The following is a 21,026-nucleotide window of genomic DNA, read 5'->3' on the forward strand; positions in this document are numbered from 1 at the left end:
GGCAACGATGGGCATCCAGACTCCCAACGGCTTCAATCTCGACAATTCCGGCAAGCGCATCGTCGTCGATCCGGTCACCCGCATCGAGGGACACATGCGGGTCGAGGTCAACGTCGATTCCGACAACGTGATCCGCAATGCGGTCTCCACCGGCACGATGTGGCGCGGTATCGAGGTGATCCTCAGGAACCGCGATCCGCGCGACGCCTGGGCCTTCACCGAGCGGATCTGCGGCGTCTGCACCGGAACGCACGCGCTCACATCGGTGCGCGCGGTCGAGAACGCGCTCGGCATCACCATTCCGGAGAATGCCAACTCCATTCGTAACCTCATGCAGCTTGCGCTGCAGGTGCACGACCACGTCGTGCACTTCTATCATCTGCACGCATTGGACTGGGTCGACGTGGTCTCGGCGCTCTCGGCCGATCCAAAGGCGACGTCGACCTTGGCGCAGTCGATCTCGAGCTGGCCGCTGTCGTCGCCCGGCTATTTCAGGGACCTGCAGACCCGTCTCAAGAAGTTCGTCGAGTCCGGCCAGCTCGGTCCGTTCAAGAACGGCTATTGGGGCAGCAAGGCCTACAAGCTGCCGCCTGAGGCCAATCTGATGGCCGTGGCACACTATCTGGAGGCACTCGATTTCCAGAAGGAGATCGTCAAGATCCACACCATCTTCGGCGGCAAGAATCCACATCCGAACTGGCTGGTGGGCGGCGTGCCGTGTCCGATCAACATCGACGGCACCGGCGCGGTCGGCGCCATCAACATCGAGCGGCTGAATCTCGTCTCGTCGATCATCGATCGCCTGATCGAGTTCAACGAGCTGGTCTATCTTCCCGACGTGGCCGCGATCGGCTCGTTCTACAAGGACTGGCTCTACGGCGGCGGCCTGTCCGGCAAGAGCGTGCTCGCCTATGGCGACGTGCCCGAGCATGCCAACGACTACTCGGCCAAGAGCCTGAAGCTGCCGCGCGGTGCGATCATCAACGGCAATCTGTCGGAGGTGTTTCCGGTCGATCATGCCAATCCGGACGAGATCCAGGAGTTCGTGGTTCACTCCTGGTACAAATATCCCGACGAGACCAAGGGGCTGCATCCCTGGGACGGCATCACCGAGCCGAACTACGTGCTTGGCCCCAACGCGAAGGGCACCAAGACCGACATCAAGGAGCTCGACGAGGGCGGCAAATATTCCTGGATCAAGGCGCCGCGTTGGCGCGGCCACGCCATGGAGGTCGGGCCGCTCGCACGCTGGGTCGTCGGCTATGCGCAGAACAAGGCGGAGTTCAAGGACCCGGTCGACAAGTTCCTGAAGGATCTCGACCTGCCTCTGACGGCGCTGTTCTCGACGCTCGGCCGCACTGCGGCGCGTGCGCTGGAATCGGTCTGGGCCGGACGGCAGATGCGCTACTTCCAGGACAAGCTGATCGCCAACATCAAGGCCGGCGACAGCTCGACGGCGAATGTCGACAAATGGAAGCCGGAGAGCTGGCCGAAGGAGGCCAAGGGCGTCGGCTTCACCGAGGCGCCGCGCGGCGCGCTCGCGCACTGGATCAAGATCAAGGACACCAAGATCGACAACTACCAGTGCGTCGTGCCGACGACCTGGAACGGCTCGCCGAGGGATCCCAAGGGCAACATCGGCGCCTTCGAGGCGTCGCTGATGAACACCCCGATGGCCAATCCCGAGCAGCCGCTGGAGATCCTGCGCACGATCCATTCCTTCGATCCGTGCCTGGCCTGCTCGACGCACGTCATGAGTCCGGATGGCCAGGAGCTGGCCAAGGTCAAGGTCAGGTAGCACGGGGAGCAGGGTCATGATGGATGCAGTTGCACGCCCGCCCGAGTCGGGGACGGACATCGCCGCGATCGCAGCCGACGCCGCCGGCGAGCATGCGGTCGGCCGGCCCACGGTCTATGTCTACGAAGCGCCCGTGCGCATCTGCCACTGGGTCAACGCGTTCGCGATCATCGTTCTGATGATCACCGGCTATCTGATCGGATCACCGCTGCCGACGGTGTCGGGGGAGGCGTCGGCGAATTTCGTGATGGGCTACATCCGCTTTGCCCATTTCGCGGCCGGACAGGTGCTGGCGGTGTTCTTCCTCGCCCGCATCTTCTGGGCTTTCGTCGGCAACCACCACTCCCGGCAGATCTTCTACATTCCGGTGCATCGCAAGCAATTTTGGAAGGAGGTGCTGCACGAGATCCGCTGGTACGCGTTCCTGGAGCGTGAGCCGAAGATGTATGTCGGCCACAATCCGCTGGCGCAGACGGCGATGTTCACCGGCTTCACGCTGTTCGTGACCTTCATGATCGTCACCGGCTTTGCGCTCTATTCGGAAGGCACCGGGATCGACAGCTGGCAGCACAAGCTGTTCGGCTGGGTATTCGCCATCTGGCCGAACAGCCAGGACGTCCATACCTGGCATCATCTCGGGATGTGGGCGCTGGTCACCTTCGTGATGGTGCACGTCTATGCTGCCATTCGCGAAGACATCATGTCGCGCCAGAGCATCATCTCCTCGATGATCTCGGGCGAGCGGCAGTTCCGCGACTGACAGGAGGGCCGGCATGGTCGATGAGCGCGGGCGCGACCGCATTCTGGTGCTCGGGATCGGCAACATTCTCTGGGCTGACGAAGGCTTCGGTGTGCGGGTGGTGGAGGAATTCCACCGCCGCTTCACCGTGCCCGACAACGTCACGATCCTCGATGGCGGCACGCAGGGGCTCTACCTCGTCAACTATGTCGAGGAAGCCGACAGTCTGATCGTGTTCGACGCCATCGACTACGGCCTCGTGCCGGGCGAGCTCAAGCTCGTCCGGGACGACGAGGTGCCGCGCTTCACCGGCGCCAAGAAGATGAGCCTGCACCAGACGGGCTTCCAGGAAGTGCTGAGCGCGGCCGACCTGCTCGGCCGTTATCCGCAACGGCTTGCGCTGATCGGCTGCCAGCCGCTCGACCTCGAGGATTGGGGCGGGCCGCTGACCGCGCCTGTCCTCGCGCAGATCGGGCCGTCGATCGAGCTGGCCTGCGCCCTGCTGGCGGAATGGGGCGCACCCGCCGTGCCGCGGCGTGAACCGCTCGCCGGCGACGAACGCCTGCTTGCGAACGACATCGACCATCACAGCTACGAGCTGCGGGCGCGCCCGGCCGAGTGACCGCGCCGCGAGGAAATCCGCCATGTGTCTTGGCCTGCCGATGACAATCCTCGAGACCGATGGCGTCTCGGCACTGTGCAGCTTCGACGGCGAGGAGCGCCGCGTCTCGGTGCTGTTGCTGTCGAGCCCGCCGGTGGGGGCCAAGGTGCTCGTCTATATCGACAACGCCGTTCGCCTGCTCGATGACGAAGAAGCGCGGCTGATCGGTGAGGCGCTGCGCGGCCTGCAGGCGGCCGTGAACGGCGAGAATTGCGATGACTTCTTCGCGGATCTGATCGGGCGCGAGCCGGAGCTGCCGGAGCATTTGCGGTAGCGGCGTGATGCCCTCGGGCAGCGCCGGATTGCTGATAACAAAATTTCCATAGATGAAGTAAGTTTGCAGGCTTTGTCTGGAAAGCACCTTTCCGATTTCTTGCGCAATCCTTAGTTGCAATAAAAACCGAATATGTTTCAATGTCTTGGATGCTACCGGCCCCGCGTGGGTGTCTGGCACGTCGATTGCTGGTCATGGGGAATATGGCAACGATAACTGGTCAGGGAGAAACACCGATGGAAATGCAGCAGCGTGACCCCGCGCGCGCGCGAGGCGGGTTGCCGGAGGTCGATACCGGCACCGTCGATGCCTTTCTCGCCGAGGCTGATTGCGCCGGGCTTGTCGCCGTGCTGCTGTCGGCCGGGGATCCCGCGCGATTTCCGGAGGCGCTGGACGTGGCCATCGTGCTGCCGGAGCTGATCACGGCGTTTCAGGGCCGGCTGCGTGGCGCCATCATCGCGCGCGACGCGGAGGCCGAGCTCGGGGCGCGATTTGGCGTGCGCGTGCAGCCGAGCCTGATCCTGTGCCGCGGCGCGGAGACGCTTGGCCTGATCGCCAAGATCCAGGACTGGTCTGTCTATGTCGACCGCATCTCGCGGCTGATCGACCGGCCGCAGGGCGCGACGGCGGCGGTCGTCGCCAGCATCGTCCCAGTCCATCAGCCTGCGGGAGTCGAGCGATGAAGCCGGGATTCTGGATCGCGCCTGAAGGAGCCGAGGAGCCGGTCAACATCTTTCCGATCGGCGAAGAGGCGCTCGATACCTCCCACAAGGGGCTGACCGCTTCCGGAGCGCTGGCCAAGCTGGCCTCGCTCGACTCGGAGGCGCTGGCGCGGAGCTGCCCGCGCGCGGTCGAATTGCTGTCGACGATTGCATCCGCCATCGCGGCGCAGACTGCCGGCGCACCGACGCAATTATTCCGTCTCGAAGGCCTCAACGATCTCGAGCGGCGGCTGATCGACGACGTGCTGGGCGAGGGCGAGGTCGCGGGCGTCGTGGCTCTTCCCGACGGGACGCTGGCTCAAATCCAGGAATCGGTGCTCGCCGGCATCTGGCGGGTGCGGCTGGAAGCGGATGAGCGCCACGACTACATCGAGGTCGGCGCCGTGCCGGAGATCGTGTCGCGCGCCGCCGCCGATCTGACCGCGGGTGACATCGTGATCGGCCCTGTGCCCGAGGGCACGATGAACGCGCTGCCGGTGCTCGCCGAGATCCGCGAGCGCGCGCTGTCCTGGCGACCGGGCCAGCGCTCGCAGACCATCAACTTCACGCTGCTGCCGATGAGCCCGGCCGACATGAGTTTCCTGCAGCAGACGCTCGGCAACGGCCCGATCCAGTTGATGTCGCGCGGCTACGGCACCTGCCGCGTGCTCGCGACCGGCATCCGCCATGTCTGGTCAGTGCAGTTCTTCAACGCCATGGATACGATCATTCTCGACACCCTCGAAGTCGGCGGCGTGCCGGTGGTCGCGCTCGCCGCGGCTGAGGATTTCGAGGATTCGGCCGAGCGCCTGACCCAGATCATCGAGGCCTATTTCACATGAGCGGCGGCTTCGAGAATTTCGGTGTCCGCAGCGATCTCGCTGATGACGTGTTGCTGGAGTGCGGCATCTGCTGGACGCGCTACGATCCGGCCGAAGGTGACGGCGTCGCGCAGATTCCGCCGGGGACGCCGTTCGCGGCGCTGCCCGACGACTGGCATTGCCCGAACTGCGATGCGCCGAAAGCCAAGTTCATGGTGGTCGAGCCATGAGCGCTGAGGCGGCCGGGCAGGGCACGTCTGACGTCACGCCGGTCGCGTGGGGCGAGCGTCTCGCCGGCTTCTATCGCGAGATCGGCGCGCGTGCGATGCGCGATCTGCCGATCTATCACGACGCGCTCGACGTCGAGGCGATTGGATTTTCGGTTGTCGAGGGCCGCATCCTCGGCATCGTCGTCACGCCCTGGTTCATGAACGTGGTCACTCCGGCCGCCCAGGGCTCCGCGGGATCCGTCGTCAAGATCGTGCTTCCGGCCGGCTCGTTCGAGTTCACGATCGGTGATATCGCCGGGATCGGGCGGATCGCGAGCTGCTCGCTGTTCTCGCCGATGTTCGAGTTCGCGGACATGGCCGCGGCGCGTGCGGCGGCGGAGGCCGCGCTGGCCGCGCTGATGGCGGCATCTGAGGACGAGCCGTTGTCCGAACGCGCCGAGAAGGCGTCGGGCACGATCGATCGCCGGGCGTTCCTGCGTGGGACCCTTTCCGAGGGCCGCGCATGACCCTCACGTTCCGCAACCGCATCGACGTGACGCTGTCGGTCGCCGATCGGCGGATCACAGGCGTCGACATTCAGCCGCGCACGCGGCCGCCGCTGGGACGGCTGTTCGCCGGCAAGCCGGCCGAGATGCTGCTTGCGGCCCTGCCGCGGCTGTTCTCGCTGTGCGCCGGCGCGCATCAGGTGGCGCTGCTCTCGGCGCTGGAAGCGGCGCGTGGTGAGCAGGCGACGCCGTCGACGTGTCATCGTCGGATCCAGGCCGTGCTGACGGAACGCTTCGCCGAACTCATGCGCGGTCTGCTGATTGCTTCAATGGCGGACAATCGCAGTGCCGCGCAGCCGGTGCAACGGCTCTTACAGGCGATCGCCTCGCTGCAGCCGCCTTCCGACGCTGATGCCCCGCAGCAATCTCGCGCTGCAACCTTGTCTCAAATCAAGATGGGCATGGTGGCTCTGGGCATAGGCTGGCCAGCGGAGCCGGTTCTGCCGGGAACTCCGCTTGCATCGATGATGGACGCGGCCCGGAAGGCCGCCGATGATGGAGGATGGAGCCACATGCCGGCCGAGCGCGACATCCTGTCGGCCGCCGATGATGGCGCCATCGTCACGCGATTGATCGACGTGGGATCTGCCTTTGCTGAGGCTCCCGAACTCGACGGCCGCGTTCCGGAGACCGGAGTCTGGGCCCGCTATGCGGAGCGCCATCAGTTGGCATCAGCCGGCCCCGTCGAACGCCTCTCAGCCAAGATCGCTGAGATTGCCGAGCTGCTCCGCTTGATCGAGGCGGGTGAGGCGGAGGCCGCCGCGGTCGACCCGCATGCCGTCGCAAGCTACGGGCTTGGCCCGCGGCGCGGCGCCGCCGCGGTCGAATGCGCGCGCGGCCGGCTGCATCACGCGATCGAGCTGGATGCGCTCGGCACGGTCTCGCGTTTCGAGTATCTAGCACCGACGGAATGGAATTTTCACCCGCGCGGTCCTGTCGTGAGGAGCCTCACGGGAGTTGCGCTGCGCGGCACCGCCGATCGCCACGCCGTCCATACGATGGTCGGATCGTTCGATCCCTGCGTCGGCTATCACCTGGCGTTCCGGGGGATGGCCGATGCATGAGATGGCGCTGTGCGAAGGCATCGTCGAGATCGTCGAGCAGGAGGCACGCAAGGGCGCCTTCTCCACGGTGAAGACCGTATGGTTGGAGATCGGTGCGCTCAGCCATGTCGCACCGGAGGCGCTGCGATTCTGTTTCGAGGCGGTGACCGCGAAGACCCTGTTGCAGGGGGCAGCGCTCGAGATCATCGAACAGCCGGGCACGGCATGGTGCCTGGGCTGCTCGCGCAGCGTCGAGATCGGCCAACGCTATCAGCCTTGTCCGGTCTGCGGCAGTCATCAGCTGCAGGTCACGGGCGGTGAGGACATGCGGGTCAAGGAGCTGGAGGTCGAGTAATGTGCACGGTGTGTGGCTGCAGTGACGGCAAGTCCTCCATCGAGACCGGTGATCATGATCACGATCACGGCGAGCATCATCATGCTCATGGACATGATCACAGCCATGATCAGTCCGGACATCATCACCATTACGGCCATCATGATCACGAGCATGGTCACCATCACGATGATCACCATCATGATCACGGTCGCGCGCATGATCATCATCATGATCATGCTGCCGACCACGTCGACTGTTCGGCCAATCCGGCCGGACAGGAGGTTGCCGGTCTCTCCAGCGGGCGCATCATCCAGATCGAACGCGACATTCTCGGCAAGAACAACCGGCTCGCGGCAGAAAACCGCGCGCGCTTCGCCGCGCATGACGTGCTGGCATTCAATTTCGTCTCCAGCCCAGGCGCCGGCAAGACCTCGCTGCTGGTGCGCGCCGTCTCCGATCTCAAGCAGAGCCGGCCCGTCGCGGTGATCGAGGGCGACCAGCAGACCTCCAACGATGCCGAGCGCATCCGCGCCACCGGCGTGCCGGCGATCCAGATCAACACCGGCAAGGGCTGTCATCTCGACGCGGCCATGGTCGGCGAAGCCTTTGGCCGGCTGCCGTCATTGCGCGGCGGGCTGCTGTTCATCGAGAATGTCGGCAACCTCGTCTGTCCGGCCGCCTTCGATCTCGGCGAAGCTTGCAAGATCGTCGTGTTCTCGACCACCGAGGGCGAAGACAAGCCGCTCAAATATCCCGACATGTTCGCGGCATCATCGCTGATGCTGATCAACAAGATCGATCTGGCGCCGGTGCTCGATTTCGATCTTGCGCAGACGATCGAATATGCCCGCCGCGTCAATCCGAAGATCGAGGTGCTGACGATCTCCGCGAAGACAGGCGAGGGCCTTTCTGCGTTCTACGCCTGGATCAGGAAGCAGTCTGAGCGGATGCGGGCGAGCGCAGCGAACGCGGTGCGGGGATGAGCACGCCCGGCCGGACATCGGCGGCGAACCATGCGCGCCTCAGGCTCCGCGTCCGCGGCGCCGTGCAGGGCGTCGGCTTTCGTCCCTATGTCCACGGCCTGGCCACGCGCCATCGGCTCGGCGGCTTCGTCGCCAATGACGCTGATGGCGTGCTGATCGAGGTCGAGGGCGACGAGGTCGCTGACTTCGTCGCGGCGCTGCCGCGGCAGGCGCCGCCGCTGGCCCGCATCGACGACATCGCTATCGAGCCGATCGTGGCCGATTGCAGCACGGGCTTCCGGATCGCCCAGAGCACGGGCGGGCGCGTCACGACGCGGATCGTGCCCGACGCCGCCACCTGTGACGCGTGCCTGGCCGAGCTGTTCGATCGCAATAGCCGCTTCCATCTCTATCCCTTCGTCAACTGCACCCATTGCGGCCCGCGCTTCACCATCGCCGAGCGCCTGCCTTACGATCGCGCGTCCACTTCGATGAAGCGCTTTCCGATGTGCGAGGCGTGCCGGTCCGACTACGAAGATCCCGCCGGGCGCCGCTTTCATGCCGAAGCGATCTCTTGTCCGCGCTGCGGTCCGCGGCTCAGCCATGGCATCGATGATATCGCAGCCGTGCTCGCGAATGGCAGGATCGTGGCCATCAAGGGTCTCGGTGGCTATCAGCTGCTGTGCGACGCCCGGGATGAGCAGGCCGTCCAGCGGCTGCGCGCGCGCAAGCAGCGCGATGGCAAGCCGTTCGCCGTGATGCTCGCTACGGTCGACGGTGCAACCGAGATTGCCGAGATTGATGCGCCTGCGCGCGCGCTGCTGAAGCAGGTGGCGCGACCGATCGTGCTGCTGCGCTCGCGCCAGCGCGTCGCGTCCTCGGTCGCACCGGGCCTTTCGAAGATCGGCGTGATGCTGCCGCTCGCACCGCTGCATCATCTGATCTTCCATGCGCTGGAGGCGCGCCGGCCGGCCGCTGATGGACCATGGGCGGTGGTCTGCACCAGCGCCAATCCAAGTGGCGAGCCGCTGCTGACCGACAATGACGAGGCGCGCGCGGACCTCGCCGACATTGCGGATCTGATCGTCACCCACGATCGCGACATCGTCATCCGCGCCGACGATTCCGTGCTTGCTGTCGTGGCCGGCGTTCCCCGCTTCGTCAGGCGCGCGCGCGGCTATGTTCCGGAGCCGATCCGGCTCGCGCGCGCCATGCCGCCGGTGCTCGCGGTCGGCGCTCAGCTGAAGGCGACGGTGACGGTGACGCGCGGCGACGAGGCATTCGTGTCGCAGCATCTCGGCGATCTCGACACCGGGGCTGCGATCCGCTTCTTCGAGGAGACGATCGCGCATCTCACCTCCATCCTGGACGTCGAGCCGGTCGCGATCGCGCATGACCTGCACCCCGACATGGCGTCGACGCGGTTCGCGCTGGCACACGGTCTGCCGACGCTGCCGGTGCAGCATCACCATGCGCATGCGGCCTCGGTCATGGCCGAGCATGGCGTGACCAGCCCCGCCCTCGCGCTGGTGCTGGATGGCTACGGCTATGGCAGCGATGGCGGCGCCTGGGGCGGTGAGCTGCTGTCGTGCGACGGAGCAGTCTTCCAGCGCCTCGGCCATCTCGCTCCATTGAAGATGCCGGGCGGCGACCGGGCCGCACGGGAGCCGTGGCGGATGGCGGCTTCCGTGCTGCACGATATTGGTCGCGGTGACGAAATCGGGTGGCGTTTTGCGACCCAGCCGCAGGCGCGAAACATGCCGATGCTGCTGGATCGTGCCGATGCCGCGGTCACCAGCAGTGCCGGCCGGTTGTTCGATGCCGTGGCCGGCCTGCTCGGTGTCAACACGGTGCAGAGCTACGAAGGCGAGGCGGCGATGAAGCTGGAGGCGCTGGTGCGGGAACCGGCGACGCTGGAGCGCGGCTGGACCATTGCCGATGGCGTGCTGTCGCTGCGGCCGCTGCTCGCGCATCTGATCGCGGGTGATCCCGGCGCCGTCGAAGCGGCGGGGCTGTTTCACGGCACGTTGGCCGAAGCCTGCGTCGAATGGATCACGAGCGCGTCGCGCGCGACCGGCATCGGCACGATCGTGCTGAGCGGCGGCTGCTTCCTCAATGCGCATCTGGCCGAACAGATCGTGCGCGGCTGCCGTTCCGCAGGCCTCGACCCGCTGCTGCCGCTGCGGCTGCCGCCCAATGATGGCGGCCTCAGCCTCGGGCAGGCCTGGGTGGCCGGCCTGCATCTCACGCAAAACAATATGGTGTCTGGAGGGACCGTCTGATGTGCCTGGCCATTCCTGCCGAGGTGATCAAGCTCTTGCCTGACGACATGGCGATCGTCTCGATCGACGGCGTCAGCAAGGAGGTCTCGATCGCGCTGATCGAGGAGATCGCCGTCGGCGACTACGTCATTCTTCATGTCGGCCATGCGCTGGCCAGGATCGATCCGGAGGAGGCGCGCGAGACGCTCGACCTGCTCCGGCAGATGGGCGAGGTTGTGGCGGAGGTCAGACCATGAAATATGCCGACGAGTTTCGCGACAAGGAACTGGCGACCGGGCTTGCGCGCGCCATCCGCGCCAAGGCCGATCCGGCGCGCGCCTATCGCTTCATGGAGTTCTGCGGCGGCCATACCCATGCGATCGCGCGCTATGGCCTCGAGGACATGTTGCCGGACAATGTGCGCATGATCCACGGCCCGGGATGTCCGGTCTGCGTGCTGCCGGCCGGGCGCATCGACATGGCGATCGCGCTCGCCGAACGCCCCGAGGTCATCCTCTGCGTCTATGGCGACCTGATGCGCGTGCCGGGCTCGCGCGGGTCCTCGCTGCTCAAGGCGAAAGCGCGCGGCGCCGACATCCGCATGGTATACTCGACGCTGGATGCGATCGCGCTGGCCGAGCAGAATCCTGGTCGCGAGGTGGTGTTCTTCGCCATCGGCTTCGAGACGACGACGCCGCCGACCGCCGTGATGATCCGGGCCGCCGAGAAGAAGCAATTGTCGAACTTCACGGTGTTCTGCAACCACGTGCTGACCCCGCCGGCGATGCGCGCGATCCTCGACAGCGACACGCCGATCGAGATCGACGGCTTCGTCGGACCGGCGCATGTCTCGACCGTGATCGGTACCGAGCCCTACGCGCCGTTCGCGCGCGATGACGGCAAGCCGGTCGTGATCGCGGGCTTCGAGCCGCTCGACATGATGCAGGCGATCCTGATGCTGATCGAGCAGGTCAATGACGGCCGTCACGAGGTCGAGAACCAGTATCGCCGCGCGGTGACCGGCAGCGGCAACCAGCGCGCCATCCGCGAGGTCGCCGAGATCTTCGAGTTGCGCGATCAGTTCGAATGGCGCGGGCTCGGCAGCATTCCGGCGAGCGCATTGAAATTGCGGCCCGCCTTTGCGCATCTCGACGCCGAGCTGCGCTTCGCGATGTCCGAGCTGGTCGTCGCCGACAATCCGGCCTGCGAATGTCCGGCCATTTTGCGTGGCCTGAAGAAGCCGGTGGACTGCAAGTTGTTCGGCACCGCCTGCACGCCGGAGACGCCGATCGGCTCCTGCATGGTGTCGTCGGAAGGCGCCTGCGCGGCGCATTGGACCTATGGCCGCTTCCGCGACCATCAGCGGAGGCTCGCATCATGAGCATTCACCAGCGCCGGCTCGACATCAAGAGCGGCTGCATCGACCTCTCGCACGGCGCCGGCGGCCGCGCGATGGCGCAACTGATTGCCGGCCTGTTCCACGAGGCGTTCGGCAACGAATGGCTGGCGCGCGGCAACGACCAGTCGGCGTTCGACGTCGCGGCCGGCCGCATGGTGATGACGACCGACGGCTATGTCGTCTCGCCGCTGTTCTTCCCCGGCGGCAATATCGGCTCGCTCGCGGTGCACGGCACGGTCAACGACATCGCCATGGCCGGCGCCAGGCCGCTGTATCTGTCGGCCAGCTTCATCATCGAGGAGGGGTTTCCGTTTTCCGACCTGAAGCGGATCGCCGATGCGATGGGCGAGGCGGCGCGCGAGGCCGGCATCGCGATCATCACCGGCGATACCAAGGTGGTCGAGCGCGGCAAGGCGGATGGCGTGTTCATTTCGACGGCCGGTGTCGGCGTGCTGCCGCAAGGCCTCGATCTCTCTGCCGACAAGGCCAGGCCCGGTGACCGCGTGCTGCTGTCCGGCAGCCTCGGCGACCACGGCGTGGCGATCATGTCGCGGCGGCAGAACCTCACCTTCGACACCGAGATCGTCTCCGACTCGGCCTCGCTGCACGGTCTCGTCGCCGACATGGTCGCAGCCGGCGGCGCCGGCATCCGGCTGATGCGCGATCCCACGCGCGGCGGGGTTGCGGCCACGATGAACGAGATCGCCCAGCAGTCGAATCTGGGCTTCCGTCTGCAGGAGGAAGCGATTCCGGTGAAGCCGGCGGTCGCGGCCGCCTGCGAGCTGCTCGGGCTCGATCCACTCCACGTCGCCAATGAGGGCAAGCTGGTCGCGATCGTCGCGCCTGAGCTGGCCGGCGCCGTTCTCGCCGCCATGAGGGCGCATCCGCTCGGCCGCGATGCGGCTGAGATCGGCGAAGCTGTGGCCGATGATCATCGCTTCGTCCAGATGGCGACGAGCTTCGGCGGCGGCCGCATCGTCGACTGGCTGTCGGGCGAGCAGCTGCCGCGGATCTGCTGAGACGCGCGATGGGCATCCAGGGAACGATACTGGTCGTGGACGACGAGGTCCGGTCACAGGAGGCGCTGCGGCGCGTCCTCAACCAGGATTTCGAGGTCTTGTGTGCGGGCAACACCAACGATGCCGAGAAGCTGCTCGAAGGCGAGATCGTGCATGCGGTGATCTGCGACCAGCGCATGCCGCAGGAATCCGGCGTCAGCTTCCTGAAGCGCGTGCGCGAGATGTGGCCCGACCCTGTCAGGATGATCATCTCGGGCTATTCGGATTCCGAGGACATCATCGCCGGCCTCAACGAGGCCGGCATCTATCAGTACATCACGAAGCCCTGGCAGCCGGACCGCCTGATCGAGATCGTCCGCGAGGCCGTGCAGCTCTACCGGCTGCAGAAGGAGACGGAGACCGCCGGCGTCGACGTGAAGGCCACGCCGGCCCATATCAAGAAGGTCGTGTCGGTCAAGCGCGGCGCCGCCAAACAGCTCTATGATTTCGACCGCATCGTGCATTCGGCCGCGAGCCCGATGCGCAACGTGATCGAGCTCGGCCGGCGCGCTGCCGACTACGACATCTCGGTCTTGATCACCGGCGAATCCGGCACCGGCAAGGAGCTGCTCGCACGTGCGATTCATTATGGCTCTGCGCGCGCCACCAAGGCCTTCGTGGTCGAGAATTGCGGCGCGCTGCCGGATGAGCTGCTCGAAAGCGAGCTGTTCGGCTGCAAGAAGGGCGCGTTCACCGGCGCCTATCAGGACCGCATCGGCCTGTTCGAGGTCGCCGACGGCGGCACCATCTTTCTCGACGAGATCGGCGAGACATCCCCCGCCTTTCAGGTCAAGCTGCTGCGCGTGCTGCAGGAGAGCGAGATCCGGCCGCTCGGCGCGCAGCGCGTGCGCCAGGTCGATGTGCGCGTGGTCGCCGCGACCAACCGGGATCTCGAGGCCGAAGTCGAGGCGGGCCGCTTCCGGCGCGATCTGTACTACCGGCTCGCCGCGTTTCCGGTGCACATGCCGTCCTTGCGCGAACGGCCGATGGACATTCCGCTGATCGCCGAGGGCGTGCTATCGGCGGTGAAGACATCGTTCAACCGGCCGCATCTGCGGTTCGCACCGGCGGCGCTTGACGAATTCTCCCGCTATCACTGGCCCGGCAACGTTCGCGAGTTGCAGAACGAGATCCAGCGCATGGCCGTGCTGGCCGATGCCGACGAACTGCGCTGTCCGCCGTTTGCCGGCCGGCGCGGCGGCCGCCGCGCCGCGCCCGCGATCGCCAATGGCAAGCTCAATGGTTCCGGGAGCCTGAAGGACAAGGTCGAGGATCTCGAAAAGACCATCATCGTTCACTGTCTGGAGAAATATGATGGTAACATCAGTCGCGTCGCCAGCGAGCTCGGCCTGTCCCGGGTGGGGCTCCGGAACAAACTGTCGAGATACGATCTGAAGAAACATGGCAAAGGCCACTCACTCTCCTGAGTCCGGGGCTGACACGCTGCTCAAGCTGATCGCGAGCAGCAGCACGCTCGAACTCGACAGCGAGCGCGAAGGCGTGTGGATCGAAGTGATCCGCAAGATGGACGAGGTCTATTCCGACCTGCTGCGCTACGAGGTCGATCTCGAGCACAAGAACGCCGAGCTCGAGGAAGCCCAGGCGTTCGTCACCAACGTCATCGAGTCCGTCTCCGACATCCTGGTCGTCTGTGACGCCAGGGGCACGGTACAGCAGGCCAACTCCGCCTTTCTGCAGACATCGGGACGGGCTTTGGCCGACATCGCAGGTCGCAACATCGCCGAGATGATCGATCCCGATCATCGGCCCAAGCTCGCTGCGCTGCTGACGCCGCGCAGCAGCGCCGATGTGGTCGACGGTGAATTGCGCTTTGCCGCGGCCGCCGGCGTCAGCTCCGACCTGTTCGCGATCAACAGCTCGCCGCGGCATGACCATCGCGGCCGCTTCATCGGCGTGGTGCTGACGGGGCGCCCGATCGGCGAGCTGCGCCGCGCCTATGAGGCCCTGCACAAGGCGCATCAGGAGCTGCAGCGGGCGCAGCGGCAATTGGTCGAGCAGGAGAAGATGGCGAGCCTCGGCCGCCTCGTCGCCGGCGTGGCCCACGAGCTGAACAATCCGATCAGCTTCGTCTACGGCAACATCCACACCCTGATGCGCTACCGCACCTCGCTGGTCGGCTATCTCGATGCCATCCACGAGCAGCCGGTCGCGGATGATGTCGCTGCGCTTCGCAAAGATCTCAGGATCGATGCCATCCTGGAGGATTTTGGCCCGCTGATCGATGGCACGCTGGAAGGCGCGGTGCGCATCAGCGAGATCGTCAAGAACCTACGCCGCCTGTCGTTCTCGAAGCTCGGCGAGGTCGAGCGCGTCAACATCGAGCGACTGATCAATACCGCCGTGCTGTGGGCGGGGCGCACCAAGCAGCATCGTGTCGACATCCAGATCGAGGTCGAGCCGGATCTGTGGATCTCCGGCAACGAAGGCCAGCTGCATCAGGTGATCGTCAACCTCGTGGAGAACGCGATCGACGCGATGCGATCGACCGACCTGCCGCGCCTTCTGGTCGCGGTGGCGCGCCAGGGCAGCGAGATCGCCTTTCGCATCACCGACAACGGCCCCGGCATCGACAAGGATCATCTGACCCACATCTTCGAGCCGTTCTTCACGACCAAGCGCGTCGGGGAGGGGACGGGGCTCGGGCTGTGGATCAGCTACGGCATCGTTCGCGAGCACGGCGGCGAACTGCTGGCCAGCAACGAGCCGCAGGGCGGCGCCACGTTCTCTTTCACCTTGCCGGCGGCTTGACGATGCGCGCAGGGGCTGCCGCCGACGCCGACATGGGATGCTGAGCGTCCTCATCTCCCTTGAACGTCCGAGGCGATGCCGGGATTCCTGACGCGGGGTTGCCGGACGTCGCCGGCAAAGGCCAAGTCCGACGTGATCAGGACGCCGTCGCGACCGGCACGGGCTCGCGCTGCTTCGACAGCCGCGCCAGCAGCACCGTGGCGGTCCGCGTGATGTGCTGCCGGGCAAGATCCTCGGCTGTCTGCGCATCGCCTGCGATCACCGCCCGCAGGATGTCCTCGTGCTGGTCCCAGATCCGCCGCGGAGTCTCGTCGCGCATCAGCACCTCGCCCATCAGGCGCCTCAGATGCAGCCAATGCGGCAGGGTGGTGTCCTGGATGACGGAGTTGCCGGAGATCTCGTAGAGGAATTCATGAAACCTGACGTCGGCCTCGATCAGCTTCTCGACCGAATGCTCGCGCTCGGCGCGCCGGCCCTGCTCGATCAGCTTCGGGCCCTCCTCGGCCGCGCGCTCGGCGCCGCGCGTCGCCGCGAGCCGGCAGGCGAGGCCCTCGGCGACCGCGCGTATTTCATAGAGGTTGCGGATGAAGTCGGTGTCGATCGGCGCGACTTCCAGGCCGCGGCCCGGCGCCTCGCGCACAAAGCCCTGATTGCGCAGCAGCAGCAGGGCCTGCTGCACCGGCTGGCGCGAGACGCCGAGGTCGCGGGCGAGATCGTCCTGGATGAGGCGGGCGGATTCCGGCAGCTCGCCGCCGACGATGTCGGAGAGAATGCGCTCGTAGACGCGTTCGGTCAGGCTCGGCTGTGTCTTCAGCGGTGGCACACGGCCTCCACGGGATCAGGTGTGATGTCCGGTCGCGCGTGTGAGACTGCCGTCCCGGAGCCCGGCGCTCGCATGGCGGACGAGGTCGGTCTGAATGGGGTCATACCGAGAGTTTCCGCGCGGCGAGCGTCCGCCGCTGCTTGGAGTTGCTGTCCTGCTGGATTTTGAGGTGATGGATGAACACACTGGCCGCGCGCGAAATGTGCTCGCGGCTCAGCCGTTCGGCCTCGGCGCTGCGGCCCTCGATCACGGCTGCAAGAATGTCCTCGTGCTCGTCCCAGACCATCCGGGACATGCTCTGCTCCTTCTGCAGCACGTCGGACATCACCCGCTTCAGGCATGGCCAATGCGGCGCCATCGTCTCGCCGATCAGCGCGTTGCCGGAGAGGTCGCCGAGGAATTGATGGAAGGCGATGTCGGTCTCGATCTTGCGGTTGACGAGCCCGCTCTTCACCGCCTCGTGGCCGGCCGCGATGTAGGCCGGGCCTTCGCGCGCGGCACGCTCGCTCGCGCGCTCGGCGGCCAGCCGCGCCGCGAGGCCTTCGAGAACGGCGCGCATCTCATAGAGATCCCGGACGAAGGCGGGGTCCAGCGGCGCCACGATCAGGCCGCGGCCCGGCGCGCTCTGCACCAGCCCGCAGCCGCGCAACAGGATCAGCGCCTGCTGAACCGGCTGGCGCGACACCCCGTAAGCCTGAGCCAGATCATCTTGGATCAGCCGCGAGCCCGGCGTGAGAACGCCACTGACGATCTCGTCAGTGATCGCCTCGACGACCTGGTCGACCAGAGAGGGAGCGGCGGGCACGATTCGCATGGGCCATCACATTTTGCCGGACATTAGCATGTCAAGTCCGAAAATCGATTTGCGATGCATTCGAATTCAGAGTACGAATTCAGAAAAGGCGCCGCACTAAGGCAAGTTAAAAAGCGGCCAAACAGGGGAGGGACTCCGTTGTCGGAAGATCCGACCAGTCGGGAGTGCGGTCAGGTCTGGTCCGTGCGCCCGGAGGGCAGCGTGCGCGCCGGTCTGATGTCGGCGGTGTCGCGCGCATTGCTGGTGGCGTCGGTTACGTCGTTCGGCGCGATGACGCCTGCGCTCGCCGCGGCCGGAGAAGGGTTGACCTTGTCCGATGCCTGGGTGCCCGCGGCGCCCGAGGTGGGACGCGACATCCCGTTGCTGATCACGATCAAGAACGACACGACCGCGCCGGAAGCCTTGATGCGCGTGCGCTGTCCGATCGCCAATTTCTCTGAGCGGCACACCGTCGATCGCGGCGAAGGCGCTCCGGCGATGCGCTCCATTCCCAACATTCCCATCGCTGCAGGCAGCACGCTGGTGCTGCTGCCGACCGCCTATCACGTCATGCTGCTGCAGACGCGGGAGCCGCTCGAGCCAGGCAGGCGCTTCACCTGCACGATCGTGTTCCAGAAAGCAGGATCCATCGAAACGGAGGTCGAGGTTCGCAAGTCCCCTTGAAGCGTGTTTGTCGCCTGCTGCTCTCCGCCTTCGGGCTCGGCGGAGCGGTATTCGCTCCAACTCATAATCAATAATGGGAGAAGGAAACGATGAGGATAAACGTCAGGTCAACCTTGCGGGCGGTGCTGCTGGCCAGCGCAGCCTTCGCCTGTTTCCAGCTTGCGTCGCCGGCGCAGGCCGCCGACGAGATGACCCCCGAGCGGCTGCTCAACGCCGACAAGGAGGCCGGCAACTGGCTCCACCATCATAAGAACTACTCGGGCACGCGGTTCTCGGTGCTGAAGGAGATCAACAAGGACAACGTCAAGAACCTGAAGGTCGCCTGGACCATGCATCTCGGCGGCGTCGAGGGCGGCGGCATCTGGAGCCACGGCGGTCTCGAAGGCACGCCGATCGTCGAGAACGGCATGATCTATGTCACCGACGGCTGGGGCTCGGTGTACAAGATCGATGCGCGCGGTGGCAAAGGCCAGATGGTCTGGAAGATGGATCCGAAGACGGATCACGACTGGGCCGGCGCGATCGCCTGTTGCGGCGTCGACAATCGCGGTGTCGCGCTGTGGGGCAACCTCGTCGTGTCGCACACGCTCGACGGCCGCCTGGTCGCGACCAACAAGGAAACCGGGCAGGTTGCCTGGCAGCGTCAGGTCGCCGATCCCGACAAGGGCGAGGTGATCACCGGCGCGCCGCTGATCGTGAAGAACATGGCGATCTCGGGCGTCGCCGGCGCCGAATACGGCATCCGCGGATGGATCGCGGCGACCGACCTCACCACGCAGAAGGAGGTCTGGCGCACCCACACCATTCCGGCCAAGGGCGAGCCCGGCAGCGAGACCTGGAAGGACAGCAACGACGCGGCGGCGGCCGGCGGCGGTTCGACCTGGGTCACGGGCACCTATGATCCGGCGACCGACACCATCATCTGGGGCGTCGGCAATCCCGGCCCGGACTGGGACAACGCCTATCGTCCCGGCGACAACCTCTACACCGACAGCTCGCTGGCGCTCGACGCGAACACCGGCAAGATCAAGTGGCACTATCAGCACACGCCGAACGATCCCTTCGACTATGACAGCGTCGCCGAGAACGTCCTGGTCGATGTGCCCGCGCCGAACGGCTCCACCCTGAAGCTCGCGCTCGAGGCCGACCGCAACGGCTTTGCCTATGCGATCGACCGCACCAGCGGCAAGTTCATTTGGGGGCTGCCCTTCGTCAAGAAGGTCACCTGGACCAAGGGGCTCGATGCCGAGACCGGCAAGCCGATCGAGTATGATCCGAAGAACCCGGTGCAGCGCTACAATGCGTCGGTGTCGCCGCATCGTGAGAACAAGGTCGCGGACATCTGCCCGGGCAACATGGGCGGCAAGAACTGGCCGCCGACCTCGTACAATCCGGACCTGAAGCTCTGGTACATCCCTGTCATCGAGAGCTGCAACCGGATCACCGTGGAAGAAGCGACCAAGGACAAGCTGAAGCCGCGTGAGTTCTGGACCGGCGGCGGACCGAGCCAGCCGTTCAAGATCACGGGCAGCGTGACCGCGATCGACGTCACCACCGGCAAGATCGCCGGCAAGATGGAGACGCCGTTCCCGAATCTCGGCGGCATGCTGTCGACGCCTGATCTCGTCTTCACCGGCCAGCCCTCGGGCGAGGTGATGGCGCTCGATGCCAAGACCCTGCAGAAGCTGTGGGAGTTCAACACCGGCGGCGGCGTCAATGCGCCTCCCGTGACGTTCTCGGTCGACGGCAAACAATACGTCGCGATCCTGGTCGGTCTCGGCGGCGCCTGGGACAAGTGGTTCATCGAATCCACGCCCGAGCTGAAGAAGATCCAGCCCGGCTCGATGCTCTACGTCTTCTCGCTGTGAAGTCGACAGCGGAGCGGAGGCATGTCCTCCGCTCCGCCCCTATCCCCTGTTCGACAAGAAGATCAGATGAAATTCAGTGCGATCACGTTCGCTGTGGCGTCGGCTGTCGTCCTCGGCTCCGCTTCGCTCGCGTCGGCGCAGTCCGCGGCGCCGACGGATCCGACCGAGGCCGGCAAGGCCGTGTTCAAGCGCGCGAACTGCGTCGGCTGCCACAAATGGCACGGCAATGGCGGTGGCGGCTATGGCGGCGACGCGCTGTCGCTGCGCAAGACGCAGCTCACCCGTGACCAGATCATCGAGACCGTGACCTGCGGCCGGCCCGGGACGGGCATGCCGTACTTTGCGCGCGACTCCTATGACACGGCGAAGTGCTACGACATGAGCCGCCAGGATGTCGGCGAGCGCATGCCGCCCGAGGGCGGCGTGTTCCTGCGGCCCAACGATATCCAGGCGGTCGCGGATTACGTGCTCGCGCACATCAAGGGCCGCGGCGAGCCGAACTACGACGAGTGTACCGCGTTCTTCGGGAACACGTCGCGGGTCTGCGACATCTACAAGACGAATGCCGCCAAGCCTGCAAGCGAGCCATCGAAATGAAGCGGTCAACCTGCGCTGCGATCTTCGCCACGTTCGTGCTGTCGTTCGTGATGCATGCGGCCTCGGCGCAGGCCGTACCGAACTACGATTTGCGCGACATCACCGTCGGCATGCCCGTCGGCGACCTGCCCAATGAGGGCTATGTCAATCTGACTTGCGCCAAGGATCCGAATCGCAAGCTCAATGCGTGGTCGGCGTGGCGCGACTGTCCAGCGGACGAGCAGGCGCGGCACGCGGTGCGCTTCGATTTCGATCCGGAGACCAGCCAGGACGGCACCAAGGTGGCCGGTCATCCCGTGCTGCTGACGGTCCTGGTCGACGACAAGGGCACCGTCACCGGCCTGACGATCGAGACCGATCCGAAGGCGCGGCTCTATATTCGCAAGAAGGCCTTCCTGCTCGGCAACCAGGTGAAGTCGCGCTATGGCGCCGAGGGCTGGGAGTGCAAGGAGCAGCAGCCGACAGCAGGCGAGCAGCCGGTCGGGGGCGTGTTCCTGCGCGAGGTCTGCAAGAAGACGGTGCCCGGCCGGACGCTGACGGTCGAGCGCGAGCTGTTCCGCAAGCCGGACCAGGACATCAAGAGCTTCGTCGATCAGACGCTGGTGCGGATCACGAAGGATATCAACTAGTCCGTCGCCGATCTTCATCGCGCTCCGCTGGAGG

Annotated in this window: 23 protein-coding genes; 21 read left to right on the forward strand and 2 right to left on the reverse strand. The window is 65.7% G+C overall.

Going from position 1 to position 21,026, the window contains the following annotated elements:
* Nucleotides 1-7: 7 nt before the first annotated feature.
* From ACQR1D_RS20445 to ACQR1D_RS20525, 17 genes are all read left to right on the forward strand, one after another.
* Complete coding sequence (locus tag ACQR1D_RS20445) at nt 8-1,798, forward strand: nickel-dependent hydrogenase large subunit (protein WP_315802061.1); 1,791 nt, start codon at nt 8-10, stop codon at nt 1,796-1,798.
* A 16-nt stretch (nt 1,799-1,814) separates the two neighbouring features.
* Entirely contained in the window at nt 1,815-2,558 is a 744-nt protein-coding gene (gene cybH, locus ACQR1D_RS20450; protein ID WP_315802062.1) for a Ni/Fe-hydrogenase, b-type cytochrome subunit, read from the forward strand.
* 13 nt (nt 2,559-2,571) lie between these two features.
* Nucleotides 2,572-3,159 carry a HyaD/HybD family hydrogenase maturation endopeptidase gene (locus ACQR1D_RS20455; RefSeq protein ID WP_315802063.1) on the forward strand — a complete coding sequence of 196 codons (588 nt, stop codon included), beginning with the start codon at nt 2,572-2,574 and terminating at the stop codon, nt 3,157-3,159.
* Nucleotides 3,160-3,181: 22 nt separating this feature from the next.
* Nucleotides 3,182-3,472 (forward strand): HypC/HybG/HupF family hydrogenase formation chaperone, encoded by a 291-nt coding sequence (locus tag ACQR1D_RS20460; RefSeq protein WP_434839337.1) that lies wholly within the window; start codon nt 3,182-3,184, stop codon nt 3,470-3,472.
* Between the two features lie 236 nt (nt 3,473-3,708).
* Nucleotides 3,709-4,155 (forward strand): hydrogenase accessory protein, encoded by a 447-nt coding sequence (locus ACQR1D_RS20465; protein ID WP_316181767.1) that lies wholly within the window; start codon nt 3,709-3,711, stop codon nt 4,153-4,155.
* On the forward strand, nt 4,152-5,015 hold the full coding sequence (locus ACQR1D_RS20470) for a hydrogenase expression/formation protein (protein WP_315802065.1): 864 nt from the start codon (nt 4,152-4,154) through the stop codon (nt 5,013-5,015). The genes ACQR1D_RS20465 and ACQR1D_RS20470 overlap by 4 nt, the downstream gene beginning before the upstream one ends.
* Nucleotides 5,012-5,224: a rubredoxin gene (locus tag ACQR1D_RS20475; protein WP_315736715.1), complete on the forward strand. Its 213-nt coding sequence runs from the start codon at nt 5,012-5,014 to the stop codon at nt 5,222-5,224. The genes ACQR1D_RS20470 and ACQR1D_RS20475 overlap by 4 nt, the downstream gene beginning before the upstream one ends.
* Entirely contained in the window at nt 5,221-5,730 is a 510-nt protein-coding gene (hybE, locus tag ACQR1D_RS20480) for a [NiFe]-hydrogenase assembly chaperone HybE (RefSeq protein ID WP_434839336.1), read from the forward strand. Before ACQR1D_RS20475 ends, hybE begins: the two co-directional genes overlap by 4 nt.
* On the forward strand, nt 5,727-6,833 hold the full coding sequence (locus ACQR1D_RS20485; protein ID WP_434839335.1) for a nickel-dependent hydrogenase large subunit: 1,107 nt from the start codon (nt 5,727-5,729) through the stop codon (nt 6,831-6,833). The genes hybE and ACQR1D_RS20485 overlap by 4 nt, the downstream gene beginning before the upstream one ends.
* On the forward strand, nt 6,826-7,167 hold the full coding sequence (gene hypA / locus ACQR1D_RS20490) for a hydrogenase maturation nickel metallochaperone HypA (protein WP_434839334.1): 342 nt from the start codon (nt 6,826-6,828) through the stop codon (nt 7,165-7,167). The genes ACQR1D_RS20485 and hypA overlap by 8 nt, the downstream gene beginning before the upstream one ends.
* Nucleotides 7,167-8,132, forward strand: coding sequence for a hydrogenase nickel incorporation protein HypB (gene hypB / locus ACQR1D_RS20495; protein WP_316181649.1), 966 nt, complete (start codon nt 7,167-7,169; stop codon nt 8,130-8,132). The genes hypA and hypB overlap by 1 nt, the downstream gene beginning before the upstream one ends.
* Nucleotides 8,129-10,393, forward strand: coding sequence for a carbamoyltransferase HypF (gene hypF / locus ACQR1D_RS20500; RefSeq protein WP_434839333.1), 2,265 nt, complete (start codon nt 8,129-8,131; stop codon nt 10,391-10,393). The genes hypB and hypF overlap by 4 nt, the downstream gene beginning before the upstream one ends.
* Entirely contained in the window at nt 10,393-10,629 is a 237-nt protein-coding gene (locus ACQR1D_RS20505) for a HypC/HybG/HupF family hydrogenase formation chaperone (RefSeq protein WP_315802071.1), read from the forward strand. Before hypF ends, ACQR1D_RS20505 begins: the two co-directional genes overlap by 1 nt.
* Nucleotides 10,626-11,753 carry a hydrogenase formation protein HypD gene (gene hypD, locus ACQR1D_RS20510; RefSeq protein ID WP_434839332.1) on the forward strand — a complete coding sequence of 376 codons (1,128 nt, stop codon included), beginning with the start codon at nt 10,626-10,628 and terminating at the stop codon, nt 11,751-11,753. The genes ACQR1D_RS20505 and hypD overlap by 4 nt, the downstream gene beginning before the upstream one ends.
* Complete coding sequence (gene hypE, locus ACQR1D_RS20515) at nt 11,750-12,790, forward strand: hydrogenase expression/formation protein HypE (RefSeq protein WP_315802073.1); 1,041 nt, start codon at nt 11,750-11,752, stop codon at nt 12,788-12,790. Before hypD ends, hypE begins: the two co-directional genes overlap by 4 nt.
* 8 nt (nt 12,791-12,798) lie before the next feature.
* Nucleotides 12,799-14,256 carry a sigma-54-dependent transcriptional regulator gene (locus ACQR1D_RS20520; protein WP_434839331.1) on the forward strand — a complete coding sequence of 486 codons (1,458 nt, stop codon included), beginning with the start codon at nt 12,799-12,801 and terminating at the stop codon, nt 14,254-14,256.
* Nucleotides 14,231-15,598, forward strand: a complete 1,368-nt coding sequence (locus ACQR1D_RS20525) for a sensor histidine kinase (RefSeq protein WP_315802075.1) — start codon at nt 14,231-14,233, stop codon at nt 15,596-15,598. Before ACQR1D_RS20520 ends, ACQR1D_RS20525 begins: the two co-directional genes overlap by 26 nt.
* A 136-nt stretch (nt 15,599-15,734) precedes the next feature.
* Here ACQR1D_RS20525 and ACQR1D_RS20530 read toward each other — a convergent pair whose 3' ends face one another.
* Together ACQR1D_RS20530 and ACQR1D_RS20535 are read right to left on the reverse strand one after the other, a co-directional pair.
* Entirely contained in the window at nt 15,735-16,421 is a 687-nt protein-coding gene (locus ACQR1D_RS20530; protein ID WP_434839330.1) for a GntR family transcriptional regulator, read from the reverse strand.
* 100 nt (nt 16,422-16,521) lie between these two features.
* A complete protein-coding gene (locus ACQR1D_RS20535; protein WP_316181657.1) occupies nt 16,522-17,235 on the reverse strand; it encodes a GntR family transcriptional regulator in 714 nt (237 codons plus the stop codon).
* Nucleotides 17,236-17,289: 54 nt separating this feature from the next.
* On the opposite strand from ACQR1D_RS20535, the gene ACQR1D_RS20540 reads away from it, so the two are divergent.
* From ACQR1D_RS20540 to ACQR1D_RS20555, 4 genes are all read left to right on the forward strand, one after another.
* Nucleotides 17,290-17,898, forward strand: coding sequence for a copper chaperone PCu(A)C (locus ACQR1D_RS20540; RefSeq protein ID WP_434839329.1), 609 nt, complete (start codon nt 17,290-17,292; stop codon nt 17,896-17,898).
* 89 nt (nt 17,899-17,987) lie between these two features.
* A complete protein-coding gene (locus ACQR1D_RS20545; RefSeq protein ID WP_316181659.1) occupies nt 17,988-19,766 on the forward strand; it encodes a PQQ-dependent dehydrogenase, methanol/ethanol family in 1,779 nt (592 codons plus the stop codon).
* A 66-nt stretch (nt 19,767-19,832) separates the two neighbouring features.
* Nucleotides 19,833-20,363 (forward strand): c-type cytochrome, encoded by a 531-nt coding sequence (locus ACQR1D_RS20550; protein WP_434839328.1) that lies wholly within the window; start codon nt 19,833-19,835, stop codon nt 20,361-20,363.
* On the forward strand, nt 20,360-20,992 hold the full coding sequence (locus tag ACQR1D_RS20555) for a hypothetical protein (protein WP_434839327.1): 633 nt from the start codon (nt 20,360-20,362) through the stop codon (nt 20,990-20,992). Before ACQR1D_RS20550 ends, ACQR1D_RS20555 begins: the two co-directional genes overlap by 4 nt.
* The last annotated feature ends 34 nt before the right edge of the window (nt 20,993-21,026 follow it).

Origin of the sequence: Bradyrhizobium sp. HKCCYLRH2047 (assembly GCF_051168175.1) — a bacterium.
Classification (GTDB): Bacteria; Pseudomonadota; Alphaproteobacteria; order Rhizobiales; family Xanthobacteraceae; genus Bradyrhizobium.

Bases quoted from the DNA above. Each gene is read 5' to 3' on its own strand.
- ACQR1D_RS20475 (WP_315736715.1), top strand. From the start codon at position 5,012: ATGAGCGGCGGCTTCGAGAATTTCGGTGTCCGCAGCGATCTCGCTGAT.
- hybE (WP_434839336.1), top strand. From the start codon at position 5,221: ATGAGCGCTGAGGCGGCCGGGCAGGGCACGTCTGACGTCACGCCGGTC.
- ACQR1D_RS20520 (WP_434839331.1), top strand. From the start codon at position 12,799: ATGGGCATCCAGGGAACGATACTGGTCGTGGACGACGAGGTCCGGTCA.
- ACQR1D_RS20525 (WP_315802075.1), top strand. From the start codon at position 14,231: ATGGCAAAGGCCACTCACTCTCCTGAGTCCGGGGCTGACACGCTGCTC.
- ACQR1D_RS20555 (WP_434839327.1), top strand. From the start codon at position 20,360: ATGAAGCGGTCAACCTGCGCTGCGATCTTCGCCACGTTCGTGCTGTCG.
- hypB (WP_316181649.1), top strand. From the start codon at position 7,167: ATGTGCACGGTGTGTGGCTGCAGTGACGGCAAGTCCTCCATCGAGACC.
- ACQR1D_RS20545 (WP_316181659.1), top strand. From the start codon at position 17,988: ATGAGGATAAACGTCAGGTCAACCTTGCGGGCGGTGCTGCTGGCCAGC.
- ACQR1D_RS20470 (WP_315802065.1), top strand. From the start codon at position 4,152: ATGAAGCCGGGATTCTGGATCGCGCCTGAAGGAGCCGAGGAGCCGGTC.
- ACQR1D_RS20445 (WP_315802061.1), top strand. From the start codon at position 8: ATGGGCATCCAGACTCCCAACGGCTTCAATCTCGACAATTCCGGCAAG.
- hypE (WP_315802073.1), top strand. From the start codon at position 11,750: ATGAGCATTCACCAGCGCCGGCTCGACATCAAGAGCGGCTGCATCGAC.
- hypD (WP_434839332.1), top strand. From the start codon at position 10,626: ATGAAATATGCCGACGAGTTTCGCGACAAGGAACTGGCGACCGGGCTT.
- ACQR1D_RS20485 (WP_434839335.1), top strand. From the start codon at position 5,727: ATGACCCTCACGTTCCGCAACCGCATCGACGTGACGCTGTCGGTCGCC.
- hypA (WP_434839334.1), top strand. From the start codon at position 6,826: ATGCATGAGATGGCGCTGTGCGAAGGCATCGTCGAGATCGTCGAGCAG.
- ACQR1D_RS20535 (WP_316181657.1), bottom strand. From the start codon at position 17,235: ATGCGAATCGTGCCCGCCGCTCCCTCTCTGGTCGACCAGGTCGTCGAG.
- ACQR1D_RS20455 (WP_315802063.1), top strand. From the start codon at position 2,572: ATGGTCGATGAGCGCGGGCGCGACCGCATTCTGGTGCTCGGGATCGGC.
- hypF (WP_434839333.1), top strand. From the start codon at position 8,129: ATGAGCACGCCCGGCCGGACATCGGCGGCGAACCATGCGCGCCTCAGG.
- ACQR1D_RS20465 (WP_316181767.1), top strand. From the start codon at position 3,709: ATGGAAATGCAGCAGCGTGACCCCGCGCGCGCGCGAGGCGGGTTGCCG.
- cybH (WP_315802062.1), top strand. From the start codon at position 1,815: ATGATGGATGCAGTTGCACGCCCGCCCGAGTCGGGGACGGACATCGCC.
- ACQR1D_RS20505 (WP_315802071.1), top strand. From the start codon at position 10,393: ATGTGCCTGGCCATTCCTGCCGAGGTGATCAAGCTCTTGCCTGACGAC.
- ACQR1D_RS20550 (WP_434839328.1), top strand. From the start codon at position 19,833: ATGAAATTCAGTGCGATCACGTTCGCTGTGGCGTCGGCTGTCGTCCTC.
- ACQR1D_RS20540 (WP_434839329.1), top strand. From the start codon at position 17,290: ATGCATTCGAATTCAGAGTACGAATTCAGAAAAGGCGCCGCACTAAGG.
- ACQR1D_RS20460 (WP_434839337.1), top strand. From the start codon at position 3,182: ATGTGTCTTGGCCTGCCGATGACAATCCTCGAGACCGATGGCGTCTCG.